The organism is uncultured Arenimonas sp., from assembly GCF_963976025.1.
Taxonomy (GTDB): domain Bacteria; phylum Pseudomonadota; class Gammaproteobacteria; order Xanthomonadales; family Xanthomonadaceae; genus Arenimonas.
In genome coordinates, this window is record NZ_CAXBJS010000210.1 from 1 (window position 1) to 4423 (window position 4423).

Annotated in this window: 4 protein-coding genes; 2 read left to right on the plus strand and 2 right to left on the minus strand. The window is 69.6% G+C overall.

Annotated elements, in window-relative coordinates:
• Together rho and trxA are read right to left on the minus strand one after the other, a co-directional pair.
• Positions 1 to 1275: transcription termination factor Rho (rho, locus tag AACZ35_RS12800; protein ID WP_339829915.1), on the minus strand; the 1275-nt coding region annotated here is incomplete at its 3' end.
• A gap of 155 nt (positions 1276 to 1430) precedes the next feature.
• On the minus strand, positions 1431 to 1757 hold the full coding sequence (trxA, locus tag AACZ35_RS12805; RefSeq protein ID WP_188663255.1) for a thioredoxin TrxA: 327 nt from the start codon (positions 1755 to 1757) through the stop codon (positions 1431 to 1433).
• A 172-nt stretch (positions 1758 to 1929) separates the two neighbouring features.
• Between trxA and rhlB the strand changes: the two genes are divergently transcribed.
• Together rhlB and ftsE are read left to right on the plus strand one after the other, a co-directional pair.
• Positions 1930 to 3684 carry an ATP-dependent RNA helicase RhlB gene (gene rhlB / locus AACZ35_RS12810; protein WP_339829917.1) on the plus strand — a complete coding sequence of 585 codons (1755 nt, stop codon included), beginning with the start codon at positions 1930 to 1932 and terminating at the stop codon, positions 3682 to 3684.
• A gap of 15 nt (positions 3685 to 3699) precedes the next feature.
• On the plus strand, positions 3700 to 4386 hold the full coding sequence (gene ftsE, locus AACZ35_RS12815; protein WP_339829919.1) for a cell division ATP-binding protein FtsE: 687 nt from the start codon (positions 3700 to 3702) through the stop codon (positions 4384 to 4386).
• The last annotated feature ends 37 nt before the right edge of the window (positions 4387 to 4423 follow it).

Genomic DNA, 4423 nt, shown 5'->3' on the forward strand with positions numbered 1-4423 from the left:
GAGCATGATCACCACGTCCTTCTTGTGCTCGACCAGGCGCTTGGCGCGCTCGATCACCATCTCGGCGACCTGCACGTGGCGCGCGGCCGGCTCGTCGAAGGTCGAGGAGATGACCTCGCCGCGCACGCTGCGCTGCATTTCGGTCACTTCCTCGGGGCGCTCGTCGATGAGCAGCACGATCAGGTGCACTTCCGGGTGGTTGTACAGGATCGACTGGGCGACGTTCTGCATCAGCATGGTCTTGCCGGCCTTGGGCGGCGAGACGATCAGGGCGCGCTGGCCCTTGCCGATCGGCGACATCAGGTCCATGACGCGGCCGGTGATGTCTTCGGACGAGCCGTTGCCGCGCTCGAGCTTGAAACGCTCGCGCGGGAACAGCGGCGTCAGGTTCTCGAACAGCACCTTGCCCTTGGACGCCTCCGGCGGTTCGCCGTTGATGGTGTCCACGATGTTGAGCGCGACGTAGCGCTCGCCGTCCTTGGGGCTGCGGATGCGGCCGGCGATGTGGTCGCCCGTGCGCAGGTTGAAGCGGCGGATCTGGCTGGGCGAGATGTAGACGTCGTCCGGGCCGGCGAGATAGCTGGCGTCGTCGCTGCGCAGGAAACCGTAGCCGTCGGGCAGGATTTCCAGCACGCCGTCGCCGGCCACGCCCTGCGGGTGGCGGGTAAGCACCTTGAGCAGGGCGAAGTTGACGTCCTGCTTGCGCATGCGGGCGACGCCCTCATGCAGGTTCAGCTTGTCGGCGATCTCGAGCAGCTTGTGCGCGGGCATGCGCTTGAGGTCGTTGAGGCTGTAGACCGGGAAGTCCGGCGGCAGCGGGGGCAGCGGGCGCTCGTTCTGGCCGCCGTTGCCGCCGTTGGCATTGCCTTCGTCGTCGCCGGGCATGCCGCCACCGCCGCCGCCACCTTCGCGGCCCTTGAAGCGGTCGCGCTTGTCGCGGAAGCGGTCGCGGCGGTTGCGCCGGCCTTCGCGGCTGCGGTCGCCGCCGCCCTGGGGGCCGCCGTCGCCGCCGCCTTGCTGGCCGCCGTCGTCGTTGCCACCGGACTGGCCGCCGCCGGACTGGCCACCGCCGCCGCCCTGGCCGCCACCACCACCGCCGGCGTCGCCGGAAGCAGCAGGTTCAGCCTTGGCGCGCTCGGGGGCCGGTGCCGAGACAGGCACGGGCGCCGGTGCCGGGGTATCGGCGGCCGGGGCGTCGTTGTTGGGATTTGCGGCGCGCGATTTGCGCGGACGCTTCTCGGCGCTGGCGCCGGAGTCGGTTTCGTTTTCGGACACAGGATTCACCTCGCGAACGCGAGTGTGGGGAGAAAGGGGGTATGGCGAGACATCGGCGCCCAAGGCGCCCGAATGACCTTCAAACTAACACCGCCGGGGGCGGCGCGACAAGCGCCCGGCCCCCGCGGGGCCCCGGGGGACCGGGGCAGGGCGGATCAAAGCGCCTTGTCTACGAACTGCGCGAGCTGGGCCTTGCCCACCGCGCCGACCTGGGTGGCGTGCACCTTTCCGTCCTTGAACAGCATCAGGGTCGGGATGCCGCGCACCGCGTACTGGCGCGGAACCTGGGGGTTGTGGTCGATGTTGAGTTTCACCACCTTGACCTTGCCGGCGTACGTGTCGGCCAGCTCATCCACCATCGGGCCGATCATCTTGCAGGGGCCACACCACTCGGCCCAGAAATCCACCAGCACCGGGGTATCGGACTGGAGCACCTGGGCCTCGAAGTCGGCGTCACCCACATGAAGCACCTGGTCGCTCATGCGTCAAACTCCTGATTTACTTGAAGGTGGCGGCCCGGTCGGGCCTGCCGTTGGGTTAAACTGGGGCGCTTCGAACGGTAAATCAACCGCCATCGGCGGCCCCGGGTTCAGGGCAGTTTGCGACCCCCCGGCCAGGCCGCGCAAGCGCAGAGACGCGCAACCAGAGACCTACATGTCCGACAAACCACTGACCGATATCGCTTTTTCCAGTTTCGAGCTGCACCCTGATCTCCAGGCCGGCCTCGAATCCGCGGGGTTCACCCGCTGCACCCCCATCCAGGCCCTGACCCTGCCGATCGCCCTGCCGGGCGGTGACGTCGCCGGCCAGGCCCAGACCGGCACCGGCAAGACCCTGGCCTTCCTGGTCGCGCTGATGAACCGGCTGCTCACGCGCCCGGCCCTGGCCGACCGCAAGCCCGAAGACCCGCGCGCCCTCATCCTCGCCCCCACCCGCGAACTGGCCATCCAGATCCACAAGGACGCCGTGAAGTTCGGCTCCGACCTGGGCCTGCGTTTTGCCCTGGTCTACGGCGGCGTCGATTACGACAAGCAGCGCGAACTCCTGCAGCAGGGCGTGGACGTCATCATTGCCACCCCGGGCCGGCTCATCGACTACGTCAAGCAGCACAAGGTCGTGTCCCTGCACGCCTGCGAAGTCTGCGTGCTCGACGAAGCCGACCGCATGTTCGACCTGGGCTTCATCAAGGACATCCGCTTCCTGCTGCGGCGCATGCCGATCCGCACCGAACGCCAGACCCTGCTGTTCAGCGCCACGCTCAGCCACCGCGTGCTGGAGCTGGCCTACGAACACATGAACGAGCCCGAGAAGCTGGTCGTCGAAACCGAGACGATCACCGCCGCCCGGGTCCGCCAGCGTGTTTACCTGCCGTCGGACGAAGAAAAGATCCCGCTGCTGATCGGCCTGCTCACCCGCAGCGAAGGCCAGCGCACCATGGTCTTCGTCAACACCAAGGTCTGGGTGGAACGTGTTGCCAAGGCGCTTGAGCGCGCCGGTTTCCGCGTCGGCGTGCTGTCGGGCGACGTGCCCCAGAAGAAGCGCGAAACCCTGCTGGGTCGCTTCCAGAAGGGCCAGCTGGACCTGCTGGTGGCCACCGACGTGGCCGCGCGCGGCCTGCACATCGACGGCGTGTCGCACGTCTACAACTACGACCTGCCCTTCGACGCCGAAGACTACGTGCACCGCATCGGCCGTACCGCCCGCCTGGGCGCCGAGGGTGACGCGATCAGCTTCGCCTGCGAGCGCTACGCCATGTCGCTGCCCGACATCGAGGCCTACATCGAACAGAAACTGCCGGTCGAGCAGGTCACCGCCGAACTGCTGGTGCCGATGCCGCGCACGCCGCGTCCGGTCGAAGGCGACGAGGCCGGTGAAACCGAAAGCGTCAGCGCCATCTACCGCGAAGTCCGCGAGGCCAAGGCCGCCGAGGACGAACGCCGCGGCGGCGGCCGTTCGGGCAGCCGCTCGGGTGGTCGCGAGGGTGGTCGTTCCGGAGGCGGCGGCAGCCGTGGTGCCGGTGCCGGCCCGCGCCGCGAACGCCGTCCGGCCGCGGCTGAAGTTGCCGAAGGCGCGCCGGCGGCCTCCCAGGACGCACCGGCTGAAGCCGGTGTCGAACGCCCGGCCCGCCGTCCGGCGCCGTCGTCGCCGATGCTCGAAGATCCGAATGCGCCGGCCCGCAAGCGCCGTCGCCGTCGCCGCGGTCGTCCGGTCGGTGAAGAAGGCACCGAGGCGGGCGCCAGCGCACCGCGCGGCGACGCGCCGCGCAAGGAAGCGTCCCGCAGGAAGCCCGACGCCAAGCCCGCGTCCAAGCCGGCCAAGCCCGCCAGCGAGGCCAAGCCCTCGCTGCTGGGCCGCATCAAGGCCGGCCTGAGCTCCCTGGTCAAGCGCAACCCGCCCGGCAAGCACTGACCGCCCCGCGCCCGCATGGCTCTGCTGCGTTTCGACAATGTTTCGAAAACCTACGCCGGCAGCGCCCCGGCGCTGAGCGACGTCAGCTTCGCGGTGGAGGAGGGCGAAATGCTCTTCGTCACCGGGCACTCGGGCGCCGGCAAGTCCACGCTGTTGCGCCTGGTGCACCTGTCCGAGCGCCCCAGCCGGGGCACCGTGCTGGTGAACGAACGCAACCTGGCCAAGGTGCGCGGCCGCAAGGTGCCGCTGCACCGGCGCCAGGTCGGCGTGGTCTTCCAGGACCACCGCCTGCTGACCGACCGCAGCGTCTTCGACAACGTCGCCCTGCCGCTGCTCATTGCCGGCACGCCGCGTTCGGAAGTCGGCAAGCGCGTGCGCACGGTGCTCGACAAGGTCGGCCTGGGCGACCGCGAGCGCGCCCTGCCGCTGCAGCTGTCCACCGGTGAACAGCAGCGCGTGGGCATCGCCCGCGCCCTGGTTGCCCAGCCCCAGCTGCTGGTCGCCGACGAACCCACCGGCAACCTCGACCCGCAGCTGGCGGCCGAAATCATGCAGCTCTTCGCCGCGCTGCCGGCCTCCGGCACCACGGTGATCATCGCCAGCCACGACCTGGCCCTGGTCAAGCGCATGCGCCAGCGCGTGCTGGTGCTCGACCACGGCAAGCTGGTGGACGACATCTCGCCCGAGGACCTGGCGGCGTGAACACCAAGGTCGAAAACCGTCCGCGCCCCGCCGCCGC